This is a genomic window from Pseudomonas sp. TE50-2 (genome assembly GCF_040813665.1).
Lineage (GTDB): Bacteria > Pseudomonadota > Gammaproteobacteria > Pseudomonadales > Pseudomonadaceae > Aquipseudomonas > Aquipseudomonas soli.
This window is the reverse complement of the sequence record NZ_JBFNXN010000001.1, coordinates 1,015,052-1,039,891: the sequence shown is the minus strand read 5'-3', so window position 1 is coordinate 1,039,891 and position 24,840 is coordinate 1,015,052. Positions and strand designations below refer to the sequence as shown.

The window sequence follows — 24,840 nt, the reverse complement described above, 5'->3', positions numbered from 1 at the left end:
TCGCGGCGGTGCGCCGATGCGACTTGCCCCGCGATGGCTTCAGTCCTTGATGAACGCCGTGGCTGGCGAGCCATCGGCATTCAACTGATACACCCGCGCCGGCCGCCCCTGGTCATCGAAGAACACCTGCCCCAGCCCCGCGCTGTTCCACAGCCGTTCCCCGGCCTTGCTCCGGCTGGGCGTGCGCGGCACCACTTCCATCTGCCGACGCTTGGTAAACCAGTTAAGCGGTGAGCGTGGCGAATACAGCCAGCGGTTGAGCCGGTCGAGCACATCCAGCAGGCGCCGGGGAAACTCGTTCTTGATCCCGCTGCTGGTCACCTGCCACAAGTGCGGGCTGCGCTGGCGATGGCGGATCAGCACTTCGTAGACGAATGAGTAGTGCACGTCGCCCGACAGCACCACGTAATGCCCCGGCGTGCGTGAGTGGCGGAAGATATTGAGCACCACCTGCGCCGCGCCGCGGTGCGCCATCCAGTTCTCGGCATCGACCAGCAACGGGTAGCCCAGGGCGCTGAACACCCGTTGCACGGTCTCGATCAGCTTGACCCCGAAGATCGGCGCCGGCGACACGATGATCGCCGAGGGGTGGTCGAGCAGCGCCTGCTGCAGTTCACTCAGCGCCTCCCAATCGAGCAGGCCCGAAGGCTTGGCCAGGTTGTTTTCGCTGCGCCAGCGCCGGGTGCGGGTGTCCAGCACCAGCAGCGGCGGGTTGCTCGGCAGCGCGTATTGCCAGCCCTGGAAGCGCAGCAGTTCGCCGATCAGTTCATCCCGCGCCTCGTGCAACTGGCGGCATTGCCGGACCAGCGCCGCGCAGCCGTCCGGGTCGTTGCCCCAGCCCTGGCACAGCAGGTAGCCGAGCAGCGCGTTGCCGATGATCCGCCGCGAGAACGGATGGCCGTAGGCGGTCTGTTCCCACTGCGCCGACAGGTTCCAGTCGTCGGTGATGTCGTGGTCGTCGAAGATCATCAGGCAGGGCAGGTGGGCCATGACCCGCGCCACCTGGCCGAGGCCGTCGCGGAAGGCCTCGATCAGCGGCAGCTCGTGGCGGTAGCGGGCCTGGCGCTTGTCGGTGAGGCCGGATGGCATCTGCATGCCCACCAGCGACCACGGCAGCGGCGACCAGACCAGCAGGTACATGGCCATGACTTCGGCGAAGGTCACCAGGTGGTTGTCGGCGTTGCTGGAGGAGAAGATCGGCTTGCGCTTGCCGCCGAAGAAGCGCTCACGCAGGGTTTCGTTGCCTTCCTGGGCCGGCAGCAGGTCGGCGCGGTGGTAATAGCAGGCTGGGTGCTGGTAGAGCGCGGCGCCGCTGTCGACCAGGGCGCCGTCCAGTGCCTCGTCGAACAGGCCCAGACGCTCGATCAACCCGTGGATGGCGCGCAGCATGGGGCCGGCGACATCGTCGGCATAGACCTGGTCGCCGCTCATCAGCAACACTGCGGGGCGTTCCTCGGGGCGCGGGCCGGCGGCCAGCAGGCGGTCGGCGCACAGCAGGCCGTCGGCAGCCGGATGATGGGGCTTGCGGCACGAGCCGTGGAGCACCTGGTCGAGGCGCTCGCGCAGCACGAAGCTGGGGCGGCTGGCGCCGGGGTAGAGCAGGTGCGGGGCCCAGTCGGCGATGCCCTGGCCGTTGGCCAGGCGCAGGTCGTACTCGAGCGCCACGTCGCTGGGTAGCGGCTGATCGAAGTGGATATCCAGCAGGTGGATGAAGGCGTGCGTACCGACCGCGATCACCTCGCAATGCGCAGTGGCGCTGATGCCGGCCTGCTCCAGGACAAATTCGGCTTGCAGCGGTTGCGAACCGACCAGCCAGATCGCCAGGCGCTGCGGCTCCAGGCGGCGCAGTACCGGGCCGGCAAGGACGAGGGGGAGGGTGGTGCTGGGGATCATCTAAGGCTCGGCTTTGTCTGCTATGACGCTATCGCGGGGCAAGCCCGCGCCCACAGGTTATGGGGAATGCGGCCCCAACGAAAACGGGCGGCAATGCTCTGCATTAACCGCCCGTCGATCAAGCCGAAGATGTATCAGGCTTTGTCAGCCAGCCATCAGCGCTTCCAGCTTCTCCTGGTCGCGGGCGAACTGGCGGATGCCTTCGGCCAGCTTCTCGGTGGCCATGGCGTCTTCGTTCATTGCCCAGCGGAACTGGCTCTCGTTCAACTGCTGCCTGGCCTCGCCGGCATTGCCCGGCTTGAGGATGCGCGGCAGATCGCCTTGATCGTCCGACAGCTGCTGCAGCAGCTCGGGGCTGATGGTCAGGCGATCGCAGCCGGCCAGCTGTTCGATCTGGCCGATATTGCGGAAGCTCGCGCCCATGACCACGGTGTTGTAGCCATTGGTCTTGTAGTAGTCGTAGATGCGCGTGACCGATACCACGCCCGGGTCCTCGGCGCCGACGTACTCCTTGCCGGTGCTCTTCTTGTACCAGTCGTAGATGCGCCCCACGAACGGCGAGATCAGGAACACCCCGGCATCGGCGCAGGCCTGGGCCTGGGCGAAGGAGAACAGCAGGGTGAGGTTGGTCTGGATGCCTTCCTTCTCCAGTTTCTCGGCGGCGCGGATGCCTTCCCAGGTGGAGGCCAGCTTGATCAGCACGCGGTCTTTCGGCACACCGGCCGCTTCATACAGCTCTATCAGCTGACGGGCCTTTTTCAGCAGCGCCGGCTCGTCGAACGACAGTCGCGCGTCTACCTCGGTGGAGATGCGCCCTGGAATGACCTTGAGAATGCCCGAGCCCACCGACACGGCGAACTTGTCGCAAGCCAGGTCGACATTGCCCTTGGCGTCGGCCTTGACCTGCTTGAGCAGGTCGGCGTAGCCCGGGATGGCCGCGGCCTTGAGCAGCAGCGACGGGTTGGTGGTGGCGTCGACCGGCTTGAGGCGGGTGATGGCGTCCAGGTCGCCGGTGTCGGCGACCACGGTGGTGAACTGCTTGAGTTGTTCCAGCTTGGAGGTCATGGGCGTGCTCTGTCCTGTGCAATGACTCGACATTACCCGAGCCCCGACAGCCACTCAAGGCCCGTCGCAGGCGTATCGGGAAAGCCCTCGCAGGCAACGCGATCCTTCAGTAGGCGCGCGCTTGCCCGCATCAGGCTGCAAAGCAGCCCCGGCTCACACCGGGCCTGCGGCAAAAGGCATTGCCTTCGAGTGCCAACCCCGCCGCAGGTTCCCTCAGCGCCCCTGCAGCAGCTCGGCGGCCTGGTCCAGCACCTTCAGCGGCTCGCTGGCCTTGTGAATGTCCGCCGACAGCAGCTGGCGGAAGCGCCGCGCCCCCGGGAAGCCCTGGCCCAGCCCGAGGATATGCCGGGTGATATGGTGCATCGCACCGCCGCTTTGCATATGCGCGACGATGTACGGGCGCAGCTTTTCCATGGCCTCGGCCCGGCTGACCACCGGCGCCGCGCTGCCGAACAGCTGCTGGTCGACCTCGGCCAGCAGGTACGGGTTGTGGTACGCCTCGCGTCCCAGCATCACGCCATCGAAGGTCTGCAGGTGGGTGCGGCACTCGTCGAGGGTCTTGATGCCGCCATTGAGCACCAGTTCCAGGTCCGGGAAGTCGGCCTTCAGTTGCGCCGCCACGTCATAGCGCAGCGGTGGGATCTCGCGGTTTTCCTTGGGCGACAGGCCTTCGAGGATGGCGATGCGCGCATGCACGGTGAAGCTGCGGCACCCGGCGTCGCGTACCTGGCCGACGAAGTCGCACAGCTCGGTGTAGCTGTCGCGGCCATTGATGCCGATGCGATGCTTGACCGTGACCGGAATGCTGACCGCGTCCTGCATGGCCTTGACGCAATCGGCCACCAGCGCCGGGTAGCCCATCAGGCAGGCGCCGATCATGTTGTTCTGCACCCGGTCGCTGGGGCAGCCGACGTTGAGGTTGACCTCGTCATAGCCGGCGTCCTCGGCCAGGCGCGCGCAGGCGGCCAGGTCCGCCGGCACGCTGCCACCCAGTTGCAGGGCCAGCGGGTGCTCGGAATCGTCATGGCGCAGGAAACGCTGGGCGTCGTTGTGCAGCAGGGCGCCGGTGGTGACCATTTCGGTGTAGAGCAGGGCGTGCTGGGAGAGCAGGCGCAGGAAGAAGCGGCAGTGGCGGTCTGTCCAATCCATCATCGGTGCCACGGAGAAGCGGCGGGATGGCTCGAGGCGCGGGGCAGTGGGGGTAGCGGCTTGAGAATGCATAAGTGTGGGGCACGAACTCAGCGAAGCCAGGCGGCGGGGTGCGCTGGCAGGCAATGTGAAGAATGAATGGCTGTCAGTTTACCAAGCATGGCGAGATTCGTCCGGTTTGATCGGCGATCAGGTGCTGGCCGGTGCCTTACGCTGAACGTGTACACCGGTATTTCGCGCCACCGGTCGCATGGGCAGCTCTTCCTCTTGCCAATGATGACCAATGGGTAGGGCAAAGCAAAACAGGGGATTGCATCATGACTGACGAGGCGCAACGAATAATCGCGCTGGAGCAGGCGCTTTTCGCGTTGCTGGCTGCTGGCGCTGTCCGGGGCATCCCTCCAAATGATCTGCGTCTTCATGCCATTGGAGGGCTGCTTACCGGTGCTCGATGGAAGTGGATTGATGAAGCGCACGTTGGCGCCACGATCAATGAGCTCCAACAGGCCATGCGGGTTTTTGCGGAGTAAATTGGTCGAATGAGTCAGGTTTTCCAATAACTGGATAGCCGGCATAGAGCCGCTTCGCTATCTGTGCCTTACTTAGATCTCCTGCTGACGGAGGATGCGATGAGATCGAGAGGCCAGACCTACTGGGATTGGGCGGACGCCCAGCTGCACAGTCGTTCACATACCGAAGTGCTCGAGTCCGGGTTGACCATTGATGTTCAGGTCCGACTATCCCGTGTGGGTGCCACTCAAATGTTCATTGGAATCTATGGGGCGGACGGCGCTTGCCTCCATGAGGAGGCGCACAAGGCGAGGCCAGGCCAATCCATGACCACCGCGATGCTCTGGGGCGTCGCGCTGGCACGCGACATGGGGGCGTCCTATGCGGCGCCAGGGCCTGACGCCAAGGCGACCGGCGGCGCGACGGAAAATCGAACGAGCCCGTGAGCCTCTTTCTCAAATCAGGTGTGGTATCCAGCAATTCCTTCCGAGGTATGCAGCGATGAGCACCGATCCGAGAGAGCAGGGCGGCACCAACCCAGACGATCCCACGACGCCTGACCCAGTGGAAGACGATCCGCTCATGGATGAGGAAGAGGATGGCGAGGGCATGGGGCAGCAGCGCAATCCAGACGACCCGGCGCGCAGGCCTGAGTGAGCGGGTTGTCAGGCCTAGCCCAGCTGCGTGCTGGGCTTTTGATCTGTCCGCAGGATCGGGTATCCACTCGGCCCATGGCGACCTGGTGGACATCGAGAGGTTACCCAAGGGCGCAAGATGCGCTACGAGCGGATCAGCGCCATCGAGTACAAGCGCTCGCCCGGTTCGGTCGGTGCTTACTACCCCTTAAGCCAACCAGCTGGTGCCGCTGGACCATATCGACGTCGACAGCGGCACACCGTCGTACAAGTCGATGTCAGTGCGGGCGAACCGGTCGGAACTATGAGGGCTGGGCGCGCGTTGCGCGAGTCTTTCTGGCCATGGGCCGAGCCCAGGAGAGGGGTTATTCCGCCAGCGGGACCTGCCGGCTGATATCTATTTCCAGCATGGCATCCAATTGTGTTTCGATCTGCAGGAAGCGCATGGCGCGCTTAGGGGAGATCTCATCGGCGAGGCGACGCGTGTATTTTTCCCGCAGTTGGATGTGGTCTTCCTGAAGGGTGTAAATGCGATTGAGCAGGTCGGTTGCCAGGGCGTCGGTGACATAGCCTTTGCTGTAGGCCTGACCGTAGTCGATCATGGTTTCGAGAATGCCTTTGTTGATCTTCAGCGCTTCGGCGCGATAGGTGTTGTAGATCGGCCAGAACTTTTCGTTCTCCGCGCCCGCCAGGTCCATGTGGGCCTTGACGATCTGTTTACGCTTGTAGTCAGCGTCGTCCAGATTGTTTTGAATCAGCGCCTGGTTCTGTTTCATGACCTCCTTGCCCGTGGGCATTTCACTTTCAGCGGCGATCAGCGGCAAGCTGCAAAAAGCCAGAAGTGCGACAACGGTGCGCAACAGCATATCCATTTCCTCGGAGCGGGTATTGTGGGTGTCAAGGACTTCAGCAGGCAGTGCGGCGGCTTGGAGCGCGCAGCCTGGCATGCGTTAACAGCGTCGGGGCGCAAGGATAAAAGGCGAAGAATCTAAAATCAATCAAATGAGACAAATATGACTCATTTGATTGTTTGGCTGTGCGTTTGCTGCACGGACCTCTGCAAGCCGTGGCGCGCGATACTCGCCGTGGCGTTGAGTCGCAAATCCAGCACGTGTCGGGCTTATCTAGAGGTGAGGCGAGTACTGTGTGCTGTGAGAAGGCCGCCGGAAGGGATCGAGCGACGCATGCACGGCGCTACTGCTGAGCAACGCAAAACACCCCCCGCCTGCGCTCATATGGATCCACCCGACCGTGGGGGCCATTGCCCGCTACGTGCGCCAGGAACTGGTCTAGCCAGCAAGGCAAGGCGGGCTTGTCCGCCAGACCAAACATCCTGCGCAAACCATTCCCGGCAACCGTGGGAACTGGCTTGCTGGCAGCCGGTGCCTTGGCTTCTGGCACCGGCCGATCAGCCGTTTTGCCTAGCGGCTCATCCCCAACTCCGCATCGTCCATCAATGGCTTGCTCCGCGATAGCGCCAGACCAGGCGCCGCATACCTTGTGGTCTAGTGCAACGTACGCGGCTGCGCGTTCGGCATCTGCACCTGAATCAATGCCGACTCAAGCAGCACGCGCAGTGCCTCCATCTCATGCATGGAGGCCAGCATCAGAATCGAGGCGGGTGACTTGGGCTACAGCAGAGCAGCCTGATGCGCCACGCTCTGCGCGCACAGGGCGTACTCGGTGGCTTGGATAAGGGTGTCTTCGAGAGAGTGGTGGTTATGGGGTGGGTCGGGGACGATCTTCAACATTACGATTTTTCTCCATGATGCGGTCACCTGCCTGCTGTCAAACAGAAGGGTGGCAGCTGTACGTGGGTTGACAGACCGGCGAAAATCGTAAAATTCCGGCGCACGCAAGCGTGCCCGCACGTACAGCCGCCATAAACGGCAAGCCATACACGATTTTTCGTCACAGCCTGTCAAAGCTGTGTCGTTGATGTGCAACGACAGGCCGAGACTAGAGTGCCCACAGAGCAGCCGCAACGGAAAACAGGCGGCAGCAGTATGTTTGGGAAATGGACTACAAGGAAGGGGTAAAATCTGATTGTTGATGACCTTCATCGACTCTTTTTCAGGCTGTTCGCTTTGCAGGAGAGCTTGACTCTTGGGGGTAGGCAACCGTTGGTTGTGCCTGCGCTTGTAGGTTTGAAGCGCATAGCAGAAAAACAAGTCTGTCCCCGTTTTCCTTCAAAAATTATCAGCCCAGGTGAGGGCGTGCACGGAATTGACAGTATCTCAGCGGCCGAGGGACGACGATTGGCGTTCTCGGGATTTCGTACAGCGCCAAGCGATATCTATGGCGGGACGATAGTCTGAATAAAACAATCAACCGTTATCGCATATATTTCTATCGTGAAAGCCATGGTCGAGTGTTTCAACGAGCGCTGAAAAGTAATGGGTGTCAGCCTGTTGTAGAAAGTGCTATTCCAGTACTCACTTTAGTATAAGTGGTGTTCAGGTTTGTGCTGAAAGATAAATAGCTTTTAGCCACTATTCACTAATCGCCAATGATTCTAATTGCTCCGTAGCATATTTTTTTGTGATGACTAAGCTCGTAGACGCGCAACGGATGTTAGGGACGTACGCGCGTCTATCATGCTGCATCTACTAAAGGACTATCCCATGGAAAGCTTCGCTATCGCAGCCTCACAAATAAACTGGAACGGTGGCCAACGGATTACTTTGACTCCGGGTGATACGGCTACCTGTACGACGTTGCGCCCTGGCCAGATTTACGGGATTTTCATCTATAACTCTGCAGGTAGTGACAACAATGCCACTGTCAATGTGGTATGGAGCAATAGCCAACCCCCTGCACGCATTACTGTTCCAGGTACCACTGCCAATGCCGGCTTGGCCTCACTGGGCTTTGTTTCGGGTACCGATACCCAGACCATTTCGGTTTCGCTGCCCAGCAGCAGTGGCATCGCACAGGTCGAGCTGTGGCTGGGCAGTACCAGCATGCCGACCAATACAAGCGGGCTGAACAATAATCAGCTGCAGGCTAATGGTGAGCAGTATCCGTTTAACAAATATAATCGCTATTATTCGGTGCCTCCGTCAAAATGGATGAATTTGACCATCGTTAGCAAAATTACTCAGTTTATTTCGTGCCAGTTCCGAGAAGCGGCTGCTACTGTGTTTGTTGTTAATGAAACCTCCAATGGCCTGCTGTCTGGTCAAGTCACCAATATTGGGCCTACGGCTTCGGAACAAGGCGCTGTCACCATTGTTGCGACTCAGATTCAAAGTGTTAGTAATAACTTGCAAGGCGACGGCACGCAGTGGGTCTGGATGGATGCTGATAGTCAGCAAGACTCTACGAGCGCCAGTATTTCTCTGCAGTCACTTTAAAAGGGCGATCAGTTAAAATGAAAGAGTCGCGCACCGCGCGGCTCTTTTATTATTAGGCGGTAACTTTCCTGGTGCCACCACCAGCCTGCTGTCAAACAGAAAGGCGGCAGCTGTACGTGGGTTGACAGACCGGCGGTAAACCACGCAAAAGTTCCGGCGCACGCAAGCGTGCCCACACGTACAGCCACCATTGAACGGGGACTGCCTGCGTGATTCTACCGTTACAGCCTGTCAAAGCTGTGTCGTTGATGTGCAACGACAGGCCGAGACTAGAGTGCCCACAGAGCAGCCGCAACGGAAAACGGGCGGCAGCAGTATGTTTGGGAAATGAACTACAAGGAAGGGGTAAAATCTGATTGTTGATGATCTACATCGACGCATTTCGGGAACAGGGTGTTGGGGACAGGCGCCGCCTAAAACAAACCGATCAGCATTGATAGCCTGTGCGTTGCCCAGGGTCATACAGTGATGGCTAGGTTAAACCAAGGAGTTACCTATGCTGATCAATGGTTATCAGAGCTTCCAGTACCTGCCCAGCCAAATCAGCGAGCAGACTCGTTCCGGTACTGTTGCCGAGGCGCAGGTGCGATTGGTCACTACCTCGCCAGAGGCCAATCGTTTGGCCAAGCGAATCGAATACAGCTCAGGTAGTGGATTGCTCCACCACCTGAATGTATCCATAACAGAGCCGCTGAAGGAGTTACTCCAATGGTTGCTCATTCGTCTCGGCCGAGATGGTGATGCTCAGGGCCTGTCGGAGGATCGCCGCATGCAGCACGCCGAACCGACTGGCCACGCAGCACATTTCGCTCGTGGTTTTGGCAATGGCTTCAAGACGGTGCTGGATGCAGTAAGTCTGCTCACTACTGCCTCACAAGTTGATCACAACCGCTTCGATGTAACCCTGAAAGCTGAGCAGGTTAATAACTTGCAAGCTGCCATTATCAAGGGTAGTGCAAATTTTAAAGAAATTGAGATGATGGTGAAGACCCGTGGGGACTTGCAGTTGGTGCGAACCCTCGCGTTGAGCTTGACTCATGATACGGACTCCCATCAGCCTTCAATCAAGGCAGCACTGGCGAACTTGGCCAGCCAGCGTCCAAATACAAGCGTTTTTCTGGGTGGATTGGTGGCATTCATACACGAACAGGAAAGCCTTTGGTTCGAAAAAGCCAGTAATTCCAAGGTAGTGATGGATGCCGAAGCGCAGAGTTGCTTCATAATCGAAGGGTTTCAGGAGCGTATAGATCAACTATCTGCTGAAGAGGCACACAAGATTCTTGAGCAACTAGAAGGTGATTTCGGTCAGCGCGCGCATGAGGTCATGGGGGCGGCTACCATGCTGGTGGGAGAGGCCGATGATGACAATGAACTCCTGTGCCGTCTGGCCCGCGCTGAGGTCGTGGCTGACAAGCTGATCGGTTTGCTTCGCGCGAAGCTTGATATGCCCGATATTAATATGCAGTTCAAAGTCACCAGTAATCGTAGCATCATGGATCGTAGCACTAATCTCGACCAGTTTGATCCACTGGAGTTGGCCGCATTAGTGAGCCTGGGTATCAAGTTGCAATAGGCAGGGGACAGGCCCCCATTCACTGGCTGAAGCGACCAAGCCTGCACGGCTCCAAATCGGGGGATGGCTTGCCACTGACGATTTCCATGCTCACGAGGCGGCCTACGGTCGCGGCCAGGGTGACACCAGGATGCATGACACAGACGTAGACGCCGCTGATACCCGGCAGATAACCAACAAGCGGTGCACCATCGCTGGGTATCGGCCTGAAACCCATGCACGCCTTTTCAATGTCGAGTGACACGACGCCATGCAACTCTGCTCTGATGGCCTCTGCGGTTCTCAGCGCAATCGCGCCTGGTTGGTTATCTGCGGCATCGTCCAGATAATCCTCTGCCGCCAACAGGCTGCCGTCATCATCATGTCGCACCTCCATGGCTGCGTTGGAAATGATCCCTCGGACAAGGTGGAGCGGCGAGTGGTAGCGGATATAGATGGCAGGAGAGGCTTCGAGCGCAAGTGGGTAGCCCAACACGCCCGTCAATAGCGTGGTACCCGTCCCCGCCGCAAGCACCACCAGGTCCGCGTCGATTACCCCGTGGGTGGTTTTCACACCTGAGACTTTATCTGCGCTACCTGTGAACCCTTCCACCTGTGTCTGCTCCAGCAACCTGGCGCCTCGGGCTTGAGCGCCTTTGATCAAGGCCCGGGTGGCCGCTACTGCGTTCAGCGCGCCTTCCTCTGGAGCATGGTTGGCCTGGACAGGAGGGTGTTTCAGATTAGGTTCCAGGGTGAGGATCTGAGCGCGGGATACCGTTGATATCCCTGTACCCGTCGCAGGGGCGGCCGGTACTTCCGGGAGGCCATAGGTCAGCGAACCGGTCCATTGAATGTGTAAGTCTGGCAGTTGCGCTTCGAGGCGACGATAGTCCGATACGGCTGCGGCCCGCAGTGCGGCGGCGGGATCTGCGTCACTGTAGGTGGTATTGATCCATGCAAAGGAAGTGGAGGTCACACCAGACGCTACATGGCCAGCCTCCACGATGGTCACCTGCGCGCCTTGGCAGGAAAGGTGGTAGGCAACGGAGGCCCCCACGATACCTGCCCCCACCACTACCACATTCATTCCCGGGATATTATTCATCGTGCTCCGTCACCGACTTGGGACTATGTTTCACTGGCCGTACCTGGCAACCCTGGGTCCACAGGGGCGAACGGCGATAGTAAATGGAAAGCGTGAGTACCAGCGAGCCTATGTTCGACCAATACCTGAAGCAGTGGGGGCTGACCATCGACGGGGAGGCTTTCGTTTCACTCAATGGCCATCTATTGCCCGTTCGCCAAGGTGATACACCGGCGATGCTGAAAGTCTCGCAGGCGCCGGAGGAGCAGGCCGGCAGCCAGCTGATGGCCTGGTGGGCAGGCGACGGTGCAGCCCCTTTACTGGCCCACGCGGGCGAGGCATTGCTGATGAAGCGGGCGCAAGGTTCGGCGTCACTTGCGCAGATGGTCGCAGATGGCAGGGATGACGAGGCCACGCGCATTCTCTGTGCCGTGGCGGCGCGCCTGCATGCGCCACGGTCGACGCCGAGGCCTGCGCTGGTGCCACTGGAGCACTGGTTCGACGCATTGTGGAGCGCGGCGGCGACGCACGGTGGGGTGCTGGAGCACAGCGCAAAGGCGGCGAGGGCGCTTTTCGCAGCTCCCCAGGACGCTGCGGTGCTGCATGGCGACATCCATCACGGCAATGTGCTGGATTTCGGGCCGGCCGGTTGGCTCGCCATCGATCCCAAGGGGTTGTACGGCGAGCGGGGCTTCGATTTTGCCAACATCCTCTGTAATCCGGATGAAGCCAGCGCGCAGGCGCCGGGGCGCTTCCCACGGCGTATAGCGATCATTTCGCAGGCAGCCGGCATTGAGCGTCACAGGATGTTGCAGTGGGTGCTGGCGTGGGCAGGGTTGTCGGCAACCTGGATGATTGAGGACGGCGCTGAGCCGGAGGGCAGGTTGGCGTTGGCGAAGCTGGCGGCTACGGCGCTTGATGGCGGTGCTCGGGTTTCTGGCTGAGGCATTGCATGTTAGCCGGCGATAACGGGTGACGCCGGGATTGCGCTGATGGTCAGTTCGCGCATGCAGCACTTCAAGCCCCAGGCGTTGCCCGCGTGCATACTGGCCCCACATGTGCACGCATGTGTATTTCCCGCCGTTAGGCTCCGTACGAAAAGCCTTGATACTTGTACATGCTGCGTTGAGAACAGCATCGGAATGCTCAAGTACTCCAGTTCATTCTGCTTACTCCCCCCGTTTTGCTTTGTCTGGCCTTCACGCAGACACATTTCCTACAGACCCTAGCGCAATACGAATAAGTTACAGAGCGCCTTGGTGGGTTCAGGGGGGCTATCGAGCATCTGTTCGGCTGTTTCAGCGTCGAGAACCGTCATGCTTGTGGTATCAACACTAGTGACTTCGCCATGCGCAACGGAACGGATAGCCAGGGCGGCTACAAGCTTTTTCTGTTCTGAAAGGTCTCGTTCTACATCGGAGAGATGCGGCGCTCTTGCGGGGTGATTTCTGCCGTGAATCTTGACGTTAACCCAAGTACCGCCAGATAGGGGCTTCGTTGCGAGATCTTCAAGGAGATCGTCAGCCGTGATGCGCAACGCTTCCATTCTCCCGCCTTTCAGCAGGAGTTGCTTTTTTCTGGTCGCGGCACGACGGGCAAGCCCCGCTTTAGATCTGTTCGACACAATGATGTCCTCCGTATTGCCCGATCCTTGACCTGTACGGAAAGCTAGCAGGCATGAGGCCAGCCGTGTCCAAGGTATGGAAAGGATATCCGAAGGCCAGGCGAGGTCTTTGTACGAAAGTGCCTGCACGACGGTCATGCGGCGGTGAAAACAAGTTCGGAATTTTCCTGCGCAATCAGCAAGGCCAGGCGCGACTCCTAACGCTTCTCGCCTGTTTTCTCCTTGCCTGATCAAACGATCGCTTCTGGATGAGAAGTATCAGTCGATTGGAATGCACAATCCACCCCGCTCAAAACGCGCCCGGCACATAGACCACCTGATCCCGCCCCCCTTGCTTCGCGGCGTACAGCCCGCTGTCGGCGCGACTCAGCGCGTCTTCGAGCGCTTCCCCCTCGGCGAACAGGGTGCACCCTGCGCTGAGGCTTACCCGCAGCGCGCCGCTGGCCAACTGCACCGGTTGGGTGCCGATCAGCTGACGTACCCGTTGCGCGATCCCGTTCAGTTCCGCGCTGTCCTTGACCGGCAGCAAGGCGACGAACTCCTCGCCACCCTGGCGCACCAGCAGGTCATCGGGGCGAAGCGCGGCACGCAGGCGGCGGGCGCACTCGCACAGCACCTGGTCGCCGGCTGCGTGGCCATGCTGGTCGTTGACGGCCTTGAAGTGGTCCAGGTCCGCATAAATCGCCCCCAACTGCAAACCGCGTTCGTGGGCCAGGCGCCGCTCACGGTCATGGAACGCGGCCAACGCCCCGCGGTTCCACAGCTGGGTCAAGGGGTCGAGCAGCGCTTTGCGTTGTTCGCGGTCCATCTCCAGGCGCAGGTCGCGGTTGGTCTGGATCAGGCTGCGCAGTTGCAGATAGCCCTCCGCAAGTGTGGCCAGGTCCTTGAAATTCGCCTGCTGGATCTCGTTCAGCAGGCGCGGTTGCGGGTCGAACATGCACAACGTACCGATGGCCTTGCCGTTTCCGGCGCGCAGTGGATGTCCGGCGTAGAAGCGGATATAGGGCGGATTCAGCACCAGCGGATTGTCAACGAATCGCGGGTCGCGCGTGGCGTCCGGCACCAGCAAGGTGCCGTCATCGAGAATGGCGTACCCGCAGAAGGACACGTCGCGCGGGGTCTCGCTGGCGTCCAGCCCGATCCTGGCCTTGAACCACTGGCGGTCCTGGTCGATCAGGCTGATCAGCACCGTGTCCACGCGCGCCAGGTCCTGGGTGAGCCGCACCAGGGTATCGAGGTAATGCTCGGCGGGCGTATCGACCAGGTTCATCTCATCGAGGGCGTGCTGGCGCAGCGCTTCGTCGGAGGGGATCGGGCAAGCCGGCATCTTTGCTTCTCCATTCCATGGGCAGGGTCTGTGATGGGAACTACTTTAGACAATGCAAGGCGCACATGGGCAACCTGCTGCACTGCTGGCGAGTGACGCCGATCGGCTCGTCATCGGCATGGGCTGGCGCCTTGTGGCGGTTTGGCAATAGCTCATTGGGGCTATGGGGCTGGCCAGGTGCCGGTTGCTATGCTGCTATCGATCTGGACACAAGGATTGGCCAGCGTCGAATGGCGCAGCCACGACACGGAGGTTCACATGCAGATCACATTGCCGCTGAGTGTCAGCGACTGGGAATACAAGAGTGCCAGCGGGGGTGGGTTGACGGTGATGTTTGCCGCCGCCAGCGGAGGCTTGCTGACCCTGACCGATCCGAACAAGGCCGAGCAGCAGTTCCGCTACGGTTCGCTCGGGGTCGGTGTTGGCGCAGGCGCGCGTTTGCCACGGGTAGGCAAGATCAATCTGCTGGTGCGCGGCAAAAGCGTCGGCGCGGCGGGCACCAACGCAGACCTTCCGGCGATCGGCACGGTACTGGTGACTGACTCGGTCGCGTCCCGGGGCCTGGTGCGCGATGACTTCAGGGGCGGGTGCGTGTTCCTCGAAGGCGGGCTGGGCCTGGTTGGCGGTGGCAGCGGCTCGGGCGTGCTGTTCGGCCTGGATCCCAAGCTGTTGGCCTTGGGTACCGCCGCGATAGGGGCGGGTGGCGCGTTCCTGCCGCAGGATACTTTTCCGCGCCTGCTGCGCTCGGCCAAGGGCGTGATCCTCTCCGCCGGGTTCAACATCGGCGTGCAGGCGGGCGGTGGCCTGGCGTTGACCTTGGGCGGGCTGTACTGATGGCCAGGGCGTGCACTCGACAGCGTCAGGCGCCCACGGCTCCCGGCGCCGCGAGGTTGCAATACTGCCCCTTGAAATACAGCAAGGGCTGCGAGGACGTGGTTTGCTGCAGGTTCAACGCCTTCACTTCACCGATGACGATCAGGTGATCGCCCGCGGCGTGTTCAGCGTGAATCTCGCAATCGATCCAGTGCAGGCTGCCGGCAATGATCGGGTTGCCCAACGGTGACGGTTGCCATTGCACCTTGTGCCACTTGTCCGTGCCGCGCCGCGCGAACTGGTTGGAAATCTCGACCTGTTCACCCGCCAGGATGTTGACCGCGAAGCGACCGGCCTGGCGAATCCTTGGGTAGCTGGCCGAACTGGACATCACGCTGAATGACACCAGTGGCGGGTTCATCGACACGCTGTAGAACGACTGGCAAGTGAAGCCGATCGGCTCGTCATCGGTGTGCGATGTAATGACCGTGATACCGGAGGCGTAGTGCCCGAGCGCTTCGCGAAAGCTCGATGGCTCGATAGGGAGTGACATAGTAGATCCTGGGTATGTGTACCGCTCGAAGGGGTGGGAAGGCCCGTATCTGTCCGGGCCTCCACCTGTTGCCTCCGATCTGGGCTCAGCGCTTGTTTGCCAGTTCTCTGCGAACAATCTCCGCGCCCGCACTCAACGCATTGAGCTTGCCTCTTGCCACCTGGCGCGGCAGGGGCGCCATCCCGCAGTTGGTGCAAGGGTAGAGCTTGTCGGCGTCGACGAACTGCAGGGCCTTGCGCAGGGTATTGGCAACTTCCTCGGGGGTTTCAATGGCGTGGTTGGCGACATCGATGGCGCCAACCATCACTTTCTTGCCACGGATAAGCTCGATCAGGTCCATCGGCACGTGGGAGTTGTGGCACTCCAGCGAGACGATGTCGATGCTGGATTTCTGCAGCTTGGGGAAGGCTTCTTCGTATTGCCGCCATTCCGAGCCCAGGGTCTTTTTCCAGTCGGTGTTGGCCTTGATGCCGTAGCCGTAGCAGATGTGCACGGCGGTTTCGCACTTGAGCCCTTCGATGGCGCGCTCCAGGGTGGCCACACCCCAGTCATTGACCTCGTCGAAGAACACGTTGAAGGCGGGTTCGTCGAACTGGATGATGTCGACACCCGCCGCTTCGAGTTCGCGGGCTTCCTGGTTGAGGATCTTGGCGAATTCCCAGGCCAGTTTTTCGCGGCTTTTGTAGTGAGCGTCATACAGTGTGTCGATCATCGTCATGGGGCCTGGCAGCGCCCACTTGATGGGTTGCGAGGTTTGTTGACGCAAGAACCTGGCGTCATCGACGAAGACAGGCTTGCGGCGAGCAACAGCGCCTACGACCGTCGGCACGCTCGCATCGTAGCGATCGCGGATTCTGACGGTCTCGCGCTTCTCGAAATCGACACCGTCGAGGTGTTCGATAAAGGTCGTGACGAAATGCTGACGTGTCTGTTCGCCATCGCTGACGATATCGATACCGGCGTGCTGCTGCTCTTGCAAGGACAAGCGCAGCGCGTCTTGCTTGCCCTCGGTCAGTTCATCACCCTCCAGCTTCCATGGCGACCAGAGCTTCTCAGGCTCGGCGAGCCAGGCGGGTTTGGGCAGGCTGCCGGCAGTGGAGGTGGGTAACAGCTTTTTCATACTGGAAAACCTTGTGTCTGGTTGAGTCAAAGCGCGCAACGGGCGGACCACTGCTCGAGAATGGCCTGGTAGGGTTTGATGAAATGTTCTTGCGCAAACTTCCCCTGTTCGACAGCCAGGCGGCCGCGCTCTTCGCGGTCGTAAACGATGCGCGTCAACGAGTAGTCCTGGTGCTGCAAACTGGGTTGGTAGGTTTTGCCGGCGGCGGAGTTCGCGTTGTAGATTTCAGGCCGGTAGATTTTCTGGAAGGTGTCCATCGTGCTGATGGTGCTGATCAGTTCCAGGTTGCTGTAGTCGCCCAGCAGATCGCCGGCAAAATAGAACGCCAGCGGCGCGGCGCTGTTGGGCGGCATGAAGTAGCGCACCTTCAAACCCATCTTCTTGAAGTACTCATCGGTCAGTGAGTATTCAGCCTGCAGGTATTCCACGCCCAGGACCGGGTGCCGGTTTTCCGTGCGGTGATAAACCTTGCTGCTCGAAACGCTCAGGCAGATGACCGGGGGCTTGCTGAAATGCTCCTTGTAGGCGCTCGAATTCACGAAGCACTTGAACAGTTTTCCGTGCAGGTCTCCGAAATCATCGGGTGTGCTGAAGGTTTGCCGATCCTTGTTGTGCCCCAGCAGCAGCACACTGAAATCGTAATCGCGCACATACGACGAAAAATTATTGCCGACCATGCCGTCGATACGCTCGTTGGTTTCCCGATCGACCACCGTCGTTTTCAAAATTTCAATCAAGGGCAGTGCAGGGGCGGCGCCCGAGAGGCCGATATCCATTTCCACTGAAATGATGTCGAGTTCGACCGTGTAGCGATCGCCCTTGGGGTTATCCCAGTGCGCCAGGGCATTGAAGCGGTTGTCGATCATCCTCAAGGTATTGCGCAGGTTCTCCTGGCGGCTGTTGCCCCTGGCCAGGTTGGCAAAGTTGGTGGTGGTGCGGGTCTTGTCCGAAGGCTGGTAGTGCTCATCGAAACAAATACGCTTGAGGGTGAATGCAAACTCGTTGTTCATGGTGGTCGTGTGCCCTGATGTCTGGAGCGAGGCAAGAAAGGCCAGGGTTGAGATCATGGCGGCCGCGCCAAGCCAGGCTGCCTTTCTCGCTCACGCAAATTCGATGAGGGGATTGTCAAAGATTGGCTCGTCATGAGACAAACTCATTTTTTTTGCATACAAGTGTAGTTTTTCTCATGATCGATCTGAGGCACCTGCGCACCATCCATGCCTTGCGCGAAACCGACAGCCTGTACGAAGCCGCCGAGCGGCTGCACCTGACCCAATCGGCGCTGTCGCACCAGTTCCGCGAGCTGGAAGATCGTATTGGCATGCCGCTGTTCGTGCGCAAGTCCAAGCCGGTACGTTTCACCAGCGCCGGTCTCAAGCTGCTGGAGCTGGCCGAGCAGGTGCTGCCGCAGATCCGCGCCACCGAGCGGGACCTGGGCAAGCTGGCTGGCGGTACGGCCGGGCGGCTGCATATCGCGATCGAGTGCCACAGCTGCTATCAATGGCTGATGCCGTCGGTGGACGAATTTCGCGGTGCCTGGCCGGAGGTCGAGTTGGACCTGGCGTCGGGGTTTTCATTCGCGCCACTGCCAGCGTTGGAGCGGGGCGATCTGGACTTGGTGGTGACGTCCGACCCGATGAAGCTGCCGGGGATCAGCTACGTGCCACTGTTCGGCTATGAAGCACTGCTGGCCATCGACAATCATCACGCCTTGTCCGCAAAGCCGTACCTCGAACCCGCCGATATTGCCAGCCAGACGCTGATCACCTACCCGATCGAGCGCAACAGACTGGACATCTTCACCCGCTTCCTTGACCCGGCCGACATCGAGCCGGCGCAAGTACGCACCTCGGAGCTGACGATCATGATGATGCAGCTGGTGGCCAGCGGCCGCGGTGTGTGCTGCCTGCCTAACTGGGCTGTGCATGAATACAGCTCGCGCGGATACGTGACCACCAAGCGACTGGGGGAGAAGGGGCTGCAGGCAAAACTGTATGCGGCGGTCCGCAGCGACATGCTCGAAGTGCCTTATGTAGGCGACTTCCTGCTCACGGCAAAGGATATGTCCTTCGCGACGCTGGAGGGCGTCAATGCTGTTTCCGGGATCGCTACCTGACAGCCAACCCAGCTATCGCAGCGCATTACCTGGCAATCGAGGCGCACGGATCAGCGGGTCATCATCGAGTTGGCAAGGATCGCGCGAAACACGCTGTAAATCCCCGAAAGCGCTGGTTACACATCCAGGCCACACACTTGCGTGCCCGCGGCCATAGTTCATGCCCAGGCTTCATCGGTGCGCGACAGCGCCGTTGGTCAGCTGAGTCGAAGCGCAAGCTGGATTCGGCCAGAAAAATGTACGATGATTTTCGTAATGCCAGGGAGGGGTCATGCCAAAAGGCTTCAAGGCAGCCAGGAGCGCGGTGATTGCCGCGCTCGAATCAGGGAGGTACCTGCATGCAGCGCGGGGCGATATCGAGGTAAAGAACCTGTTGGCCCTTGGCGCGGTCAGTGCGGGCGATGTCATCGAGGTCATCCGTGCTTGCAATGGCACTCACTACAGCTGCAGCCCACACCATGCCGTGCCAGCCATCGAAGTCCATGTGCTCAGGCGCTCCGGCTGGTACATCAAGTTCTATTTCATCGAGCCGCAGACGTGGTTCATCAGTGTTCACCAATGAGTAACCCCAGCATGAATATCCTGTTCGAGGGCGACACCGGCCAGGCCCTGTGCGAGCGTTGCCAGGCATTGGTCGCCATGCATTACACCCGGCGCGACGTGCCTTTCAGTGACGGCCTGGGCGTGGCGCGGGATATCCTGGTGGGCGTGTGCGATGGCTGCGATACGGTGGTGGCCATCCCGCCGCAGTCCACTCCGGCAATCCGCGAGGCGCGCAAGCAGCAGCTCAAGTCCATCGAGGCGAGGCTTCCGGCGGTGTATCTCGATGTGCTCGACGCGGCGATGCAAGCGGTCAGCAGCGAGGCGGGGGCACACCTGCGCAAGCTGTTCCTCGCCCATTATTTCCATTGGCTGGTGCAGGCCCGCCAGGGGGCGGGTCTGCAACCCGGCCACGAGGCCTTCGTCCAGGCACTCGACGCGCAGCGGCGTCAGAGGGGGTTGCCGGCGTCCGGAGCCACGCGGCGGTTGTCGATGAAGGTCAACGCGCACATGGCCGAGGATTTCCTGACGCTGCTGGGGCAAACCAAGATGAGTCAGACCGAGCTGCTCAAGGCGGTGATCGCAAGAATCCAGATGGATGTGCTCGAGGCGCGTGATCCGCAGGTGATCGAGACGCTGCAGCGGCTGACGCGAGTGGCGGGGTAGGTCGGGGCGGGCGCACCGTGTGGACATTGCTCCTCACGTGTGAGGCTTGCGCAGCTCATGATCCAGGCGTAACGTGCATCACATGTGAGACAAGGACACCCCCTTCGATGGCAGGCAAGAAAAGCTCCACCGACTACATGCGTGACATGCGCGCCCGGCTCAAGGCCGCAGGCCTGGTCAAGCGTGAGCTGTGGATCCTGCCCGAGCACGCCGCCGCCCTGCGCGGTATCGAGAAGGCTTTACGTCAGCCCCACGCGGGCAAACAGGTCAGAACGGAGGATTTCATGACCGAGCACACCCATTGGACGATCGAAACGCTGCACGGCGCCCTGCAAGGCCTGGACGAGGTGCGCGACGGCTCGATCGGCCTGTCCCTGCAACAGGGCGCCGAGCCCAGCCTCAAGCTGGTGATGAACGAACTGGACGGCCTGCCGCTGTACATCGCCGTGGCCGGTGAGCAGATCCTGGTCGACACGCTGCTGGTGGAAGCCAGCCAGGTGAAAGACCGCGCTGCATTCAACGATGCGGTGCTGCGCACCCGCGACGTGTTCCCGCTGTCGTCCATCGGCCTGCACACACTGCCGTCGGGCGAGTCGGTGTACACCATGTTCGGCGCCCTGAGCGCGGCCTCGTCGCTGGACAACATCGTCCAGGAGATCCACACCCTGGCCGACAACGTCATCACCGCCGCCGAAGATTTCGAAGACTACTTCACCCACTGATTCCGGAGATTGCACCATGAGTTTGTTGAGAAAGATCGTCACCGCCCTGCGTGGCGGCGCTTCGGAAGTCGGTGAGGCGATCGTCGACTCCCAGGCCCTGCGCATCCTCGACCAGGAGATCCGCGATGCGGACAACAACCTGATCGATGCGCGCAACCAGTTGGTCAAGATCATGGCCAAGCACAAGACCGCGCAGCAGCGCATCACCGAGTTCGACAAGACCATCGGCGACTGGGAGCAGAAAGCCATTGCCGCGCTGGACAAGGGTGAGGAGGGCCTGGCCCACGAATGCGCGGCGCGTATCGCCGACCTGACCAACCAGCGTGACAGCGAGCAGGCGCTGGCCGACCAGTTCGGTACGTCGGTGACGACCCTGACCGCCACCGTTAGCAAGACCGAGGCGCAGATCAAGGGCCTCAAGCAGCAGGTAGACCTGGTCAAGGCTCGCGAAAGCGTGCAGCGTGCCCAGGTGAGTGCGGCGTCGGCCACCGGCGGCGCCAATGGCAGCCTGGAAACGGCGGTCGGCTCGCTGGACCGTATCAAAAAGCGCCAGATCGAGCGTGCCGCCGAGCTGGAAGCGGCGGCGGAGCTGGCGGGCAAGGCCGATGGCAGCGATCTGGAAGCACGTCTGAAGTCGGCCGGGATCGGCGCCAGCAACAGTGGTGCTGACGATGTGCTGGCACGCTTGAAGGCCAAGGCGGCCAAGCCGGCGGAGTGATTCGTTGAGTGGGCCGGCCCATCGTGGGCTCCGTGGGAGCGAGCTTGCCCCGCGATGGAGCCGGCCCGGCTGGCGCAAAACCCTGCTGCAGACCCGTTGGCGAGGCACACGAAAAGCAGTATCGTGTCGCCCCCGCCAAAGGACTGCCGCGACCCAAGGGATTTTCAATGTCGCCTTCTTCCAACAGGCCCAGCCTGTTCGCTACAGCTCCAGTACTGGCTCCTGTTCCGTCACCCTCTCACCCAGGAGATGCCCCGTGGGTTGGTTGAAACGCTTCATGGGCTTCGAAGCCCCCAAACCTGCCGCCGGCAGTCAGGCCCAAGGCAACCTGCCATTCGGCCTGGGCAGTGGGCGCATGCTCAAGCTCGATCGCTCGCTCAAACTGCTGCTCGACGGGCATTCCGAGCTGGAGGTCCCCGAGCAGGAAGTGGTCTGGGCGGTCGGTGAAGTCGACCTCGGCCAGTCGGTGCGCCTGGCGCGCTTCTATATGGAAGACGAGGACTACTGGCTGCAGGTGGTGATGAACGGCGCGTCCGCTGACGATGTCCGTGACATCATCCTGTTCGGCTACTACAGCGTGGTGCCAGTCACCAGCGACGCGGAGCTCAAGCGCCTGGTCGGCCCCGAGTCGAACATCGGCCTGCCGTACTACGAGCACGAAGGCTACGAGTTCGTTCGCCAGTGGGGCAGCGAAGAGGGGCAGACCGAGCTCACGCCGATCAGCGAGTGGGTCACCAGCCCCGAGACCAGCTACCGCATCCAGCACCTGTCGATGCTGTATGCCCGCGAAACCGGCCTGACCGATCGCCGCGAATTCCTCCTGCTGTCGGTGGAGGAAGACGAGGACGGCAATGTCAGCCTGACCACTTCGGTGGGTGTCACCCTGCAATCAACGGACTTCAACGTCATCTGACAAGGATTCACCATGCTCGACGCACTTCGCATGTCGCTCAACGCCCAGGCAGTGATCGGCTTCATTCTCTACATCAGCGTGGCGCTGGTGCTGTTCTGGCTGTTCCAGTTCATCTACACGCACCTCACCCCGCACCGCGAATTCGCCCTGATCCGCGACAACAACAGCGCTGCGGCCATCGCCCTGGGCGGCGCGCTGATCGGCTTCTCGCTGCCGGCCAGCAACATCATCGCCTACAGCGTCAGCCTGCTCGACTTCGTGGTCTGGGTGGTGATCGCCGCCGTGGTGCAACTGCTGGCCTTCGCCATCACCAGCCTGGTGCTCAAGGGGCTGGCCAGCCGCATCGCCAAGGGCGAGATGGCCGCCGCGATCTACGCCGCCGCCGTGGCGATCAGCGTGGGCTTCCTCAATTCGGCCTGCATGACCCCGTCGGTCTGAGCCGTTTGCGCGCAAGGAGCCATACATGAGACGCAGTTCCGTCAAGCTGGTGCTGGCCAGTTCCCTGCCGCTGGCGCTCACCGCGTGCAGCGCGCCCGAGGAGACCTACACGGTCAGCAAGCGCAGCAACTACACCACCGTCCAGGCCTGTGTCGATGACAAGATGCCGGTGGACGTGTGTTCCGATGCCTATATGGAGGCGTTGGCCGATCACCGTCGGGTCGCGCCGACCTATGGCGACAAGGCGGCGTGCGAGGCCGATTTCGTGCCGGACTACTGCCAGGTCACCAGCGACAACCGCTACATGCCGCGCCTCGGTGGTTTCGAGCTGGCGGTGTCGGGCGAGGTCAGCCAGTCCCAGGTCGATGCGGCCCGCGCCCAGGTCGAGAACAGCGGCCAGGCCAGCAGCGGCGGCAGCAATTTCAACGGCCTGCTTACCGGCCTGCTGCTCGGCCAGGTGCTCAGCGGCGGCAATCGCCAGTACTACTCGCAGCCGGTCTACCAGTACCGTGACAGTAGCGGTGGCTACCGCAGCACCACACTCGGCCAGCAGATCGACCAAGGCAAGCGCTTCGAGCGCTCCGACCAGGCCCAGCAGAGCGGTGGCAGCTACTCCAGCTACTACTCCGGTAGTTCCAGCGGCCGCAGCTACAAGTCCAGCACCTCGACCCGCTCCAGCGTGTCCTCGTCGATCTCCCGTGGCGGCTTCGGCAGCCAGGCCACTGCGCGCAGCGGCTGGGGCGGCAAGAGCAGCGGCGGCTTCAGCTTCGGCGGTTGAACATGCGCAAGGTCAGCATCGACGAGCGCCCGGACTGGCGCGCCACCGCCGAGCGTGAGGGCTTCGCCTTCCACACCATCGATGGCGAACGCTACTGGGACGAGCGCGGTTACTACCAGTTCAGTGAGGCCCAGGTCAGCCGTGACCTGGAGGCGCCGACCCAGGAGCTGCATGCGATGTGCCTGGACGCAGTGGCGCGCATCGTCGACAGCGAAGCGCTGATGACCCGCCTGGCGATTCCGCCGGCGTTCTTCGACCTGGTGCGCCGTTCGTGGAAGGAGGGGCATCCGCACCTCTACGGGCGTTTCGACTTCAGCTACGACGGCACGGGCCCGGCCAAGCTGATCGAGGCCAACTACGACACGCCGACCTCGCTGTACGAAGCCGCGGCGTTCCAGCTGATCTGGCTTGAGCAGCAGATCGAGCGCGGCGTGCTGCCGGCCCATGCCAGCCAGTTCAACACCCTGGCTGAAGACCTGGTGCGGGCCTTTGCCGCCTTCGAACGTGAAAGCCCGTTCTACTTCTCGGCCATCGGCGGCTCGATCGAGGACCGCGGCACCACGGATTTCCTGCGCAAGATGGCCGGGCACGTGGGTATCAGCACCCGGCATATCGACCTGGAGGATATCGGTCTGAACGACGAGGGGCGTTTTGTCGACCTCGAAGGCCGACCGATCCCGCGCCTGTTCAAGCTGCACGCCTGGGAGCATATCTTCCACGAGGACTTCGGCCAGGCCATCGCCGGTTGCGATACCCAGTTCGTCGAGCCAGCGTGGAAGTCGCTGATCTCCAACAAGGGCATCCTGCCGTTGTTGTGGGAATGGCATGAGGGCCACCCGAACCTGTTGCCGGCCTTCCTCGACGAAGACCCCCGGCGGCCAGTGCCCAAGGGCTGGGTGCGCAAGCCGTATTTCTCCCGCGAGGGGGCCAATGTGGACATTCGCACCACCGATGACCAGCGGGTATTCGAGGACGGGCCCTACGATGATGCGCCGTATATCCTGCAAGGTTTCGCGCCTTTGCCGAAGTTCGGTGACAGCTACACCCTGATCGGTTCTTGGGTGGTCGGTGATCTGGCCTCGGGGATCGGCATTCGTGAAGACGACACCCTGATCACCAAGGACAGCTCGCGGTTCGTGCCGCATGTGGTCGTGGACTGAGTGTCAGGGCTGTCTATGCGGGGGCCGCTCCGCGCCCCATCAATGGTCGGTTTCAGGACGCGCCGGGTCGCCCGCGCACAACCTCTTCGCGCAATAGCTGCCATGCTC

At 61.2% G+C, this 24,840-nt stretch carries 26 protein-coding genes and 1 pseudogene; 15 read left to right on the top strand and 12 right to left on the bottom strand.

What is annotated here, in order from left to right:
* Positions 1-39: 39 nt before the first annotated feature.
* From AAHK21_RS04685 to AAHK21_RS04670, 4 genes are all read right to left on the bottom strand, one after another.
* Positions 40-1,893, bottom strand: a complete 1,854-nt coding sequence (locus tag AAHK21_RS04685; protein WP_367856584.1) for an alkaline phosphatase D family protein — start codon at positions 1,891-1,893, stop codon at positions 40-42.
* Between the two features lie 144 nt (positions 1,894-2,037).
* Positions 2,038-2,958: a transaldolase gene (gene tal / locus AAHK21_RS04680; RefSeq protein WP_046856381.1), complete on the bottom strand. Its 921-nt coding sequence runs from the start codon at positions 2,956-2,958 to the stop codon at positions 2,038-2,040.
* A gap of 213 nt (positions 2,959-3,171) precedes the next feature.
* Positions 3,172-4,179, bottom strand: a complete 1,008-nt coding sequence (gene dusA, locus AAHK21_RS04675) for a tRNA dihydrouridine(20/20a) synthase DusA (protein WP_367856583.1) — start codon at positions 4,177-4,179, stop codon at positions 3,172-3,174.
* A gap of 17 nt (positions 4,180-4,196) precedes the next feature.
* Entirely contained in the window at positions 4,197-4,682 is a 486-nt protein-coding gene (locus AAHK21_RS04670; protein WP_367856582.1) for a hypothetical protein, read from the bottom strand.
* 54 nt (positions 4,683-4,736) lie between these two features.
* Here AAHK21_RS04670 and AAHK21_RS04665 point away from each other — a divergent pair, with 54 nt between their 5' ends.
* The gene (locus tag AAHK21_RS04665) at positions 4,737-5,063 is read left to right on the top strand and encodes a hypothetical protein (protein WP_367856581.1); all 327 of its coding nucleotides are present in this window, start codon (positions 4,737-4,739) and stop codon (positions 5,061-5,063) included.
* Between the two features lie 55 nt (positions 5,064-5,118).
* Complete coding sequence (locus tag AAHK21_RS04660; protein ID WP_367856580.1) at positions 5,119-5,274, top strand: hypothetical protein; 156 nt, start codon at positions 5,119-5,121, stop codon at positions 5,272-5,274.
* A 343-nt stretch (positions 5,275-5,617) separates the two neighbouring features.
* Here the strand turns inward: AAHK21_RS04660 and AAHK21_RS04655 are convergent, their stop codons facing one another.
* Positions 5,618-6,118: a transcriptional regulator gene (locus tag AAHK21_RS04655; RefSeq protein ID WP_367856579.1), complete on the bottom strand. Its 501-nt coding sequence runs from the start codon at positions 6,116-6,118 to the stop codon at positions 5,618-5,620.
* Positions 6,119-6,757: 639 nt separating this feature from the next.
* Positions 6,758-7,003: pseudogene (locus AAHK21_RS04650) on the bottom strand (hypothetical protein).
* Between the two features lie 873 nt (positions 7,004-7,876).
* On the opposite strand from AAHK21_RS04650, the gene AAHK21_RS04645 reads away from it, so the two are divergent.
* Both AAHK21_RS04645 and AAHK21_RS04640 read left to right on the top strand, forming a co-directional pair.
* A complete protein-coding gene (locus tag AAHK21_RS04645) occupies positions 7,877-8,608 on the top strand; it encodes a hypothetical protein (protein ID WP_367856578.1) in 732 nt (243 codons plus the stop codon).
* Between the two features lie 496 nt (positions 8,609-9,104).
* The gene (locus tag AAHK21_RS04640) at positions 9,105-10,181 is read left to right on the top strand and encodes a hypothetical protein (RefSeq protein WP_367856577.1); all 1,077 of its coding nucleotides are present in this window, start codon (positions 9,105-9,107) and stop codon (positions 10,179-10,181) included.
* 19 nt (positions 10,182-10,200) lie between these two features.
* Here AAHK21_RS04640 and AAHK21_RS04635 read toward each other — a convergent pair whose 3' ends face one another.
* Positions 10,201-11,265 carry an NAD(P)/FAD-dependent oxidoreductase gene (locus AAHK21_RS04635; RefSeq protein ID WP_367856576.1) on the bottom strand — a complete coding sequence of 355 codons (1,065 nt, stop codon included), beginning with the start codon at positions 11,263-11,265 and terminating at the stop codon, positions 10,201-10,203.
* Between the two features lie 110 nt (positions 11,266-11,375).
* Here AAHK21_RS04635 and AAHK21_RS04630 point away from each other — a divergent pair, with 110 nt between their 5' ends.
* A complete protein-coding gene (locus tag AAHK21_RS04630) occupies positions 11,376-12,188 on the top strand; it encodes an aminoglycoside phosphotransferase family protein (RefSeq protein WP_367858953.1) in 813 nt (270 codons plus the stop codon).
* 281 nt (positions 12,189-12,469) lie between these two features.
* On the opposite strand, the gene AAHK21_RS04625 is transcribed toward AAHK21_RS04630, so the two are convergent.
* Together AAHK21_RS04625 and AAHK21_RS04620 are read right to left on the bottom strand one after the other, a co-directional pair.
* A complete protein-coding gene (locus tag AAHK21_RS04625; RefSeq protein WP_367856575.1) occupies positions 12,470-13,006 on the bottom strand; it encodes a hypothetical protein in 537 nt (178 codons plus the stop codon).
* 151 nt (positions 13,007-13,157) lie between these two features.
* Positions 13,158-14,195, bottom strand: coding sequence for a diguanylate cyclase (locus tag AAHK21_RS04620; RefSeq protein WP_367856574.1), 1,038 nt, complete (start codon positions 14,193-14,195; stop codon positions 13,158-13,160).
* 258 nt (positions 14,196-14,453) lie between these two features.
* Between AAHK21_RS04620 and AAHK21_RS04615 the strand changes: the two genes are divergently transcribed.
* A complete protein-coding gene (locus AAHK21_RS04615) occupies positions 14,454-15,029 on the top strand; it encodes a hypothetical protein (RefSeq protein ID WP_367856573.1) in 576 nt (191 codons plus the stop codon).
* A 25-nt stretch (positions 15,030-15,054) separates the two neighbouring features.
* Here the strand turns inward: AAHK21_RS04615 and AAHK21_RS04610 are convergent, their stop codons facing one another.
* The 3 genes from AAHK21_RS04610 to AAHK21_RS04600 form a co-directional block, all read right to left on the bottom strand.
* Entirely contained in the window at positions 15,055-15,561 is a 507-nt protein-coding gene (locus tag AAHK21_RS04610; RefSeq protein WP_023630563.1) for a flavin reductase family protein, read from the bottom strand.
* 85 nt (positions 15,562-15,646) lie between these two features.
* Positions 15,647-16,681 (bottom strand): methionine synthase, encoded by a 1,035-nt coding sequence (locus tag AAHK21_RS04605; RefSeq protein WP_046856325.1) that lies wholly within the window; start codon positions 16,679-16,681, stop codon positions 15,647-15,649.
* Positions 16,682-16,707: 26 nt separating this feature from the next.
* Complete coding sequence (locus AAHK21_RS04600; protein ID WP_046856324.1) at positions 16,708-17,691, bottom strand: DUF1852 domain-containing protein; 984 nt, start codon at positions 17,689-17,691, stop codon at positions 16,708-16,710.
* 176 nt (positions 17,692-17,867) lie between these two features.
* On the opposite strand from AAHK21_RS04600, the gene AAHK21_RS04595 reads away from it, so the two are divergent.
* The 9 genes from AAHK21_RS04595 (at position 17,868) to AAHK21_RS04555 (ending at position 24,732) form a co-directional block, all read left to right on the top strand.
* Positions 17,868-18,797, top strand: coding sequence for a LysR substrate-binding domain-containing protein (locus AAHK21_RS04595; protein WP_367856572.1), 930 nt, complete (start codon positions 17,868-17,870; stop codon positions 18,795-18,797).
* Positions 18,798-19,068: 271 nt separating this feature from the next.
* Positions 19,069-19,359: a hypothetical protein gene (locus AAHK21_RS04590; protein WP_277503351.1), complete on the top strand. Its 291-nt coding sequence runs from the start codon at positions 19,069-19,071 to the stop codon at positions 19,357-19,359.
* Positions 19,360-19,370: 11 nt separating this feature from the next.
* Positions 19,371-20,003, top strand: coding sequence for a hypothetical protein (locus AAHK21_RS04585; RefSeq protein WP_367856571.1), 633 nt, complete (start codon positions 19,371-19,373; stop codon positions 20,001-20,003).
* A 107-nt stretch (positions 20,004-20,110) separates the two neighbouring features.
* Positions 20,111-20,725: a YjfI family protein gene (locus tag AAHK21_RS04580; RefSeq protein ID WP_046856320.1), complete on the top strand. Its 615-nt coding sequence runs from the start codon at positions 20,111-20,113 to the stop codon at positions 20,723-20,725.
* Between the two features lie 16 nt (positions 20,726-20,741).
* Positions 20,742-21,443, top strand: coding sequence for a PspA/IM30 family protein (locus tag AAHK21_RS04575; protein ID WP_277503353.1), 702 nt, complete (start codon positions 20,742-20,744; stop codon positions 21,441-21,443).
* A 256-nt stretch (positions 21,444-21,699) separates the two neighbouring features.
* Positions 21,700-22,356, top strand: coding sequence for a DUF2491 family protein (locus AAHK21_RS04570; RefSeq protein WP_046856318.1), 657 nt, complete (start codon positions 21,700-21,702; stop codon positions 22,354-22,356).
* A 12-nt stretch (positions 22,357-22,368) separates the two neighbouring features.
* Complete coding sequence (locus AAHK21_RS04565) at positions 22,369-22,794, top strand: DUF350 domain-containing protein (RefSeq protein ID WP_046856317.1); 426 nt, start codon at positions 22,369-22,371, stop codon at positions 22,792-22,794.
* Between the two features lie 25 nt (positions 22,795-22,819).
* Positions 22,820-23,572, top strand: a complete 753-nt coding sequence (locus AAHK21_RS04560) for a DUF1190 domain-containing protein (protein WP_367856570.1) — start codon at positions 22,820-22,822, stop codon at positions 23,570-23,572.
* A gap of 2 nt (positions 23,573-23,574) precedes the next feature.
* The gene (locus AAHK21_RS04555; protein WP_367856569.1) at positions 23,575-24,732 is read left to right on the top strand and encodes a glutathionylspermidine synthase family protein; all 1,158 of its coding nucleotides are present in this window, start codon (positions 23,575-23,577) and stop codon (positions 24,730-24,732) included.
* The last annotated feature ends 108 nt before the right edge of the window (positions 24,733-24,840 follow it).

Bases quoted from the DNA above. Each gene is read 5' to 3' on its own strand.
- AAHK21_RS04685 (WP_367856584.1), bottom strand. From the start codon at position 1,893: ATGATCCCCAGCACCACCCTCCCCCTCGTCCTTGCCGGCCCGGTACTG.
- tal (WP_046856381.1), bottom strand. From the start codon at position 2,958: ATGACCTCCAAGCTGGAACAACTCAAGCAGTTCACCACCGTGGTCGCC.
- dusA (WP_367856583.1), bottom strand. From the start codon at position 4,179: ATGCATTCTCAAGCCGCTACCCCCACTGCCCCGCGCCTCGAGCCATCC.
- AAHK21_RS04670 (WP_367856582.1), bottom strand. From the start codon at position 4,682: ATGCCGGCTATCCAGTTATTGGAAAACCTGACTCATTCGACCAATTTA.
- AAHK21_RS04665 (WP_367856581.1), top strand. From the start codon at position 4,737: ATGAGATCGAGAGGCCAGACCTACTGGGATTGGGCGGACGCCCAGCTG.
- AAHK21_RS04660 (WP_367856580.1), top strand. From the start codon at position 5,119: ATGAGCACCGATCCGAGAGAGCAGGGCGGCACCAACCCAGACGATCCC.
- AAHK21_RS04655 (WP_367856579.1), bottom strand. From the start codon at position 6,118: ATGCTGTTGCGCACCGTTGTCGCACTTCTGGCTTTTTGCAGCTTGCCG.
- AAHK21_RS04645 (WP_367856578.1), top strand. From the start codon at position 7,877: ATGGAAAGCTTCGCTATCGCAGCCTCACAAATAAACTGGAACGGTGGC.
- AAHK21_RS04640 (WP_367856577.1), top strand. From the start codon at position 9,105: ATGCTGATCAATGGTTATCAGAGCTTCCAGTACCTGCCCAGCCAAATC.
- AAHK21_RS04635 (WP_367856576.1), bottom strand. From the start codon at position 11,265: ATGAATAATATCCCGGGAATGAATGTGGTAGTGGTGGGGGCAGGTATC.
- AAHK21_RS04630 (WP_367858953.1), top strand. From the start codon at position 11,376: ATGTTCGACCAATACCTGAAGCAGTGGGGGCTGACCATCGACGGGGAG.
- AAHK21_RS04625 (WP_367856575.1), bottom strand. From the start codon at position 13,006: ATGACCGTCGTGCAGGCACTTTCGTACAAAGACCTCGCCTGGCCTTCG.
- AAHK21_RS04620 (WP_367856574.1), bottom strand. From the start codon at position 14,195: ATGCCGGCTTGCCCGATCCCCTCCGACGAAGCGCTGCGCCAGCACGCC.
- AAHK21_RS04615 (WP_367856573.1), top strand. From the start codon at position 14,454: ATGCAGATCACATTGCCGCTGAGTGTCAGCGACTGGGAATACAAGAGT.
- AAHK21_RS04610 (WP_023630563.1), bottom strand. From the start codon at position 15,561: ATGTCACTCCCTATCGAGCCATCGAGCTTTCGCGAAGCGCTCGGGCAC.
- AAHK21_RS04605 (WP_046856325.1), bottom strand. From the start codon at position 16,681: ATGAAAAAGCTGTTACCCACCTCCACTGCCGGCAGCCTGCCCAAACCC.
- AAHK21_RS04600 (WP_046856324.1), bottom strand. From the start codon at position 17,691: ATGAACAACGAGTTTGCATTCACCCTCAAGCGTATTTGTTTCGATGAG.
- AAHK21_RS04595 (WP_367856572.1), top strand. From the start codon at position 17,868: ATGATCGATCTGAGGCACCTGCGCACCATCCATGCCTTGCGCGAAACC.
- AAHK21_RS04590 (WP_277503351.1), top strand. From the start codon at position 19,069: ATGCCAAAAGGCTTCAAGGCAGCCAGGAGCGCGGTGATTGCCGCGCTC.
- AAHK21_RS04585 (WP_367856571.1), top strand. From the start codon at position 19,371: ATGAATATCCTGTTCGAGGGCGACACCGGCCAGGCCCTGTGCGAGCGT.
- AAHK21_RS04580 (WP_046856320.1), top strand. From the start codon at position 20,111: ATGGCAGGCAAGAAAAGCTCCACCGACTACATGCGTGACATGCGCGCC.
- AAHK21_RS04575 (WP_277503353.1), top strand. From the start codon at position 20,742: ATGAGTTTGTTGAGAAAGATCGTCACCGCCCTGCGTGGCGGCGCTTCG.
- AAHK21_RS04565 (WP_046856317.1), top strand. From the start codon at position 22,369: ATGCTCGACGCACTTCGCATGTCGCTCAACGCCCAGGCAGTGATCGGC.
- AAHK21_RS04560 (WP_367856570.1), top strand. From the start codon at position 22,820: ATGAGACGCAGTTCCGTCAAGCTGGTGCTGGCCAGTTCCCTGCCGCTG.
- AAHK21_RS04555 (WP_367856569.1), top strand. From the start codon at position 23,575: ATGCGCAAGGTCAGCATCGACGAGCGCCCGGACTGGCGCGCCACCGCC.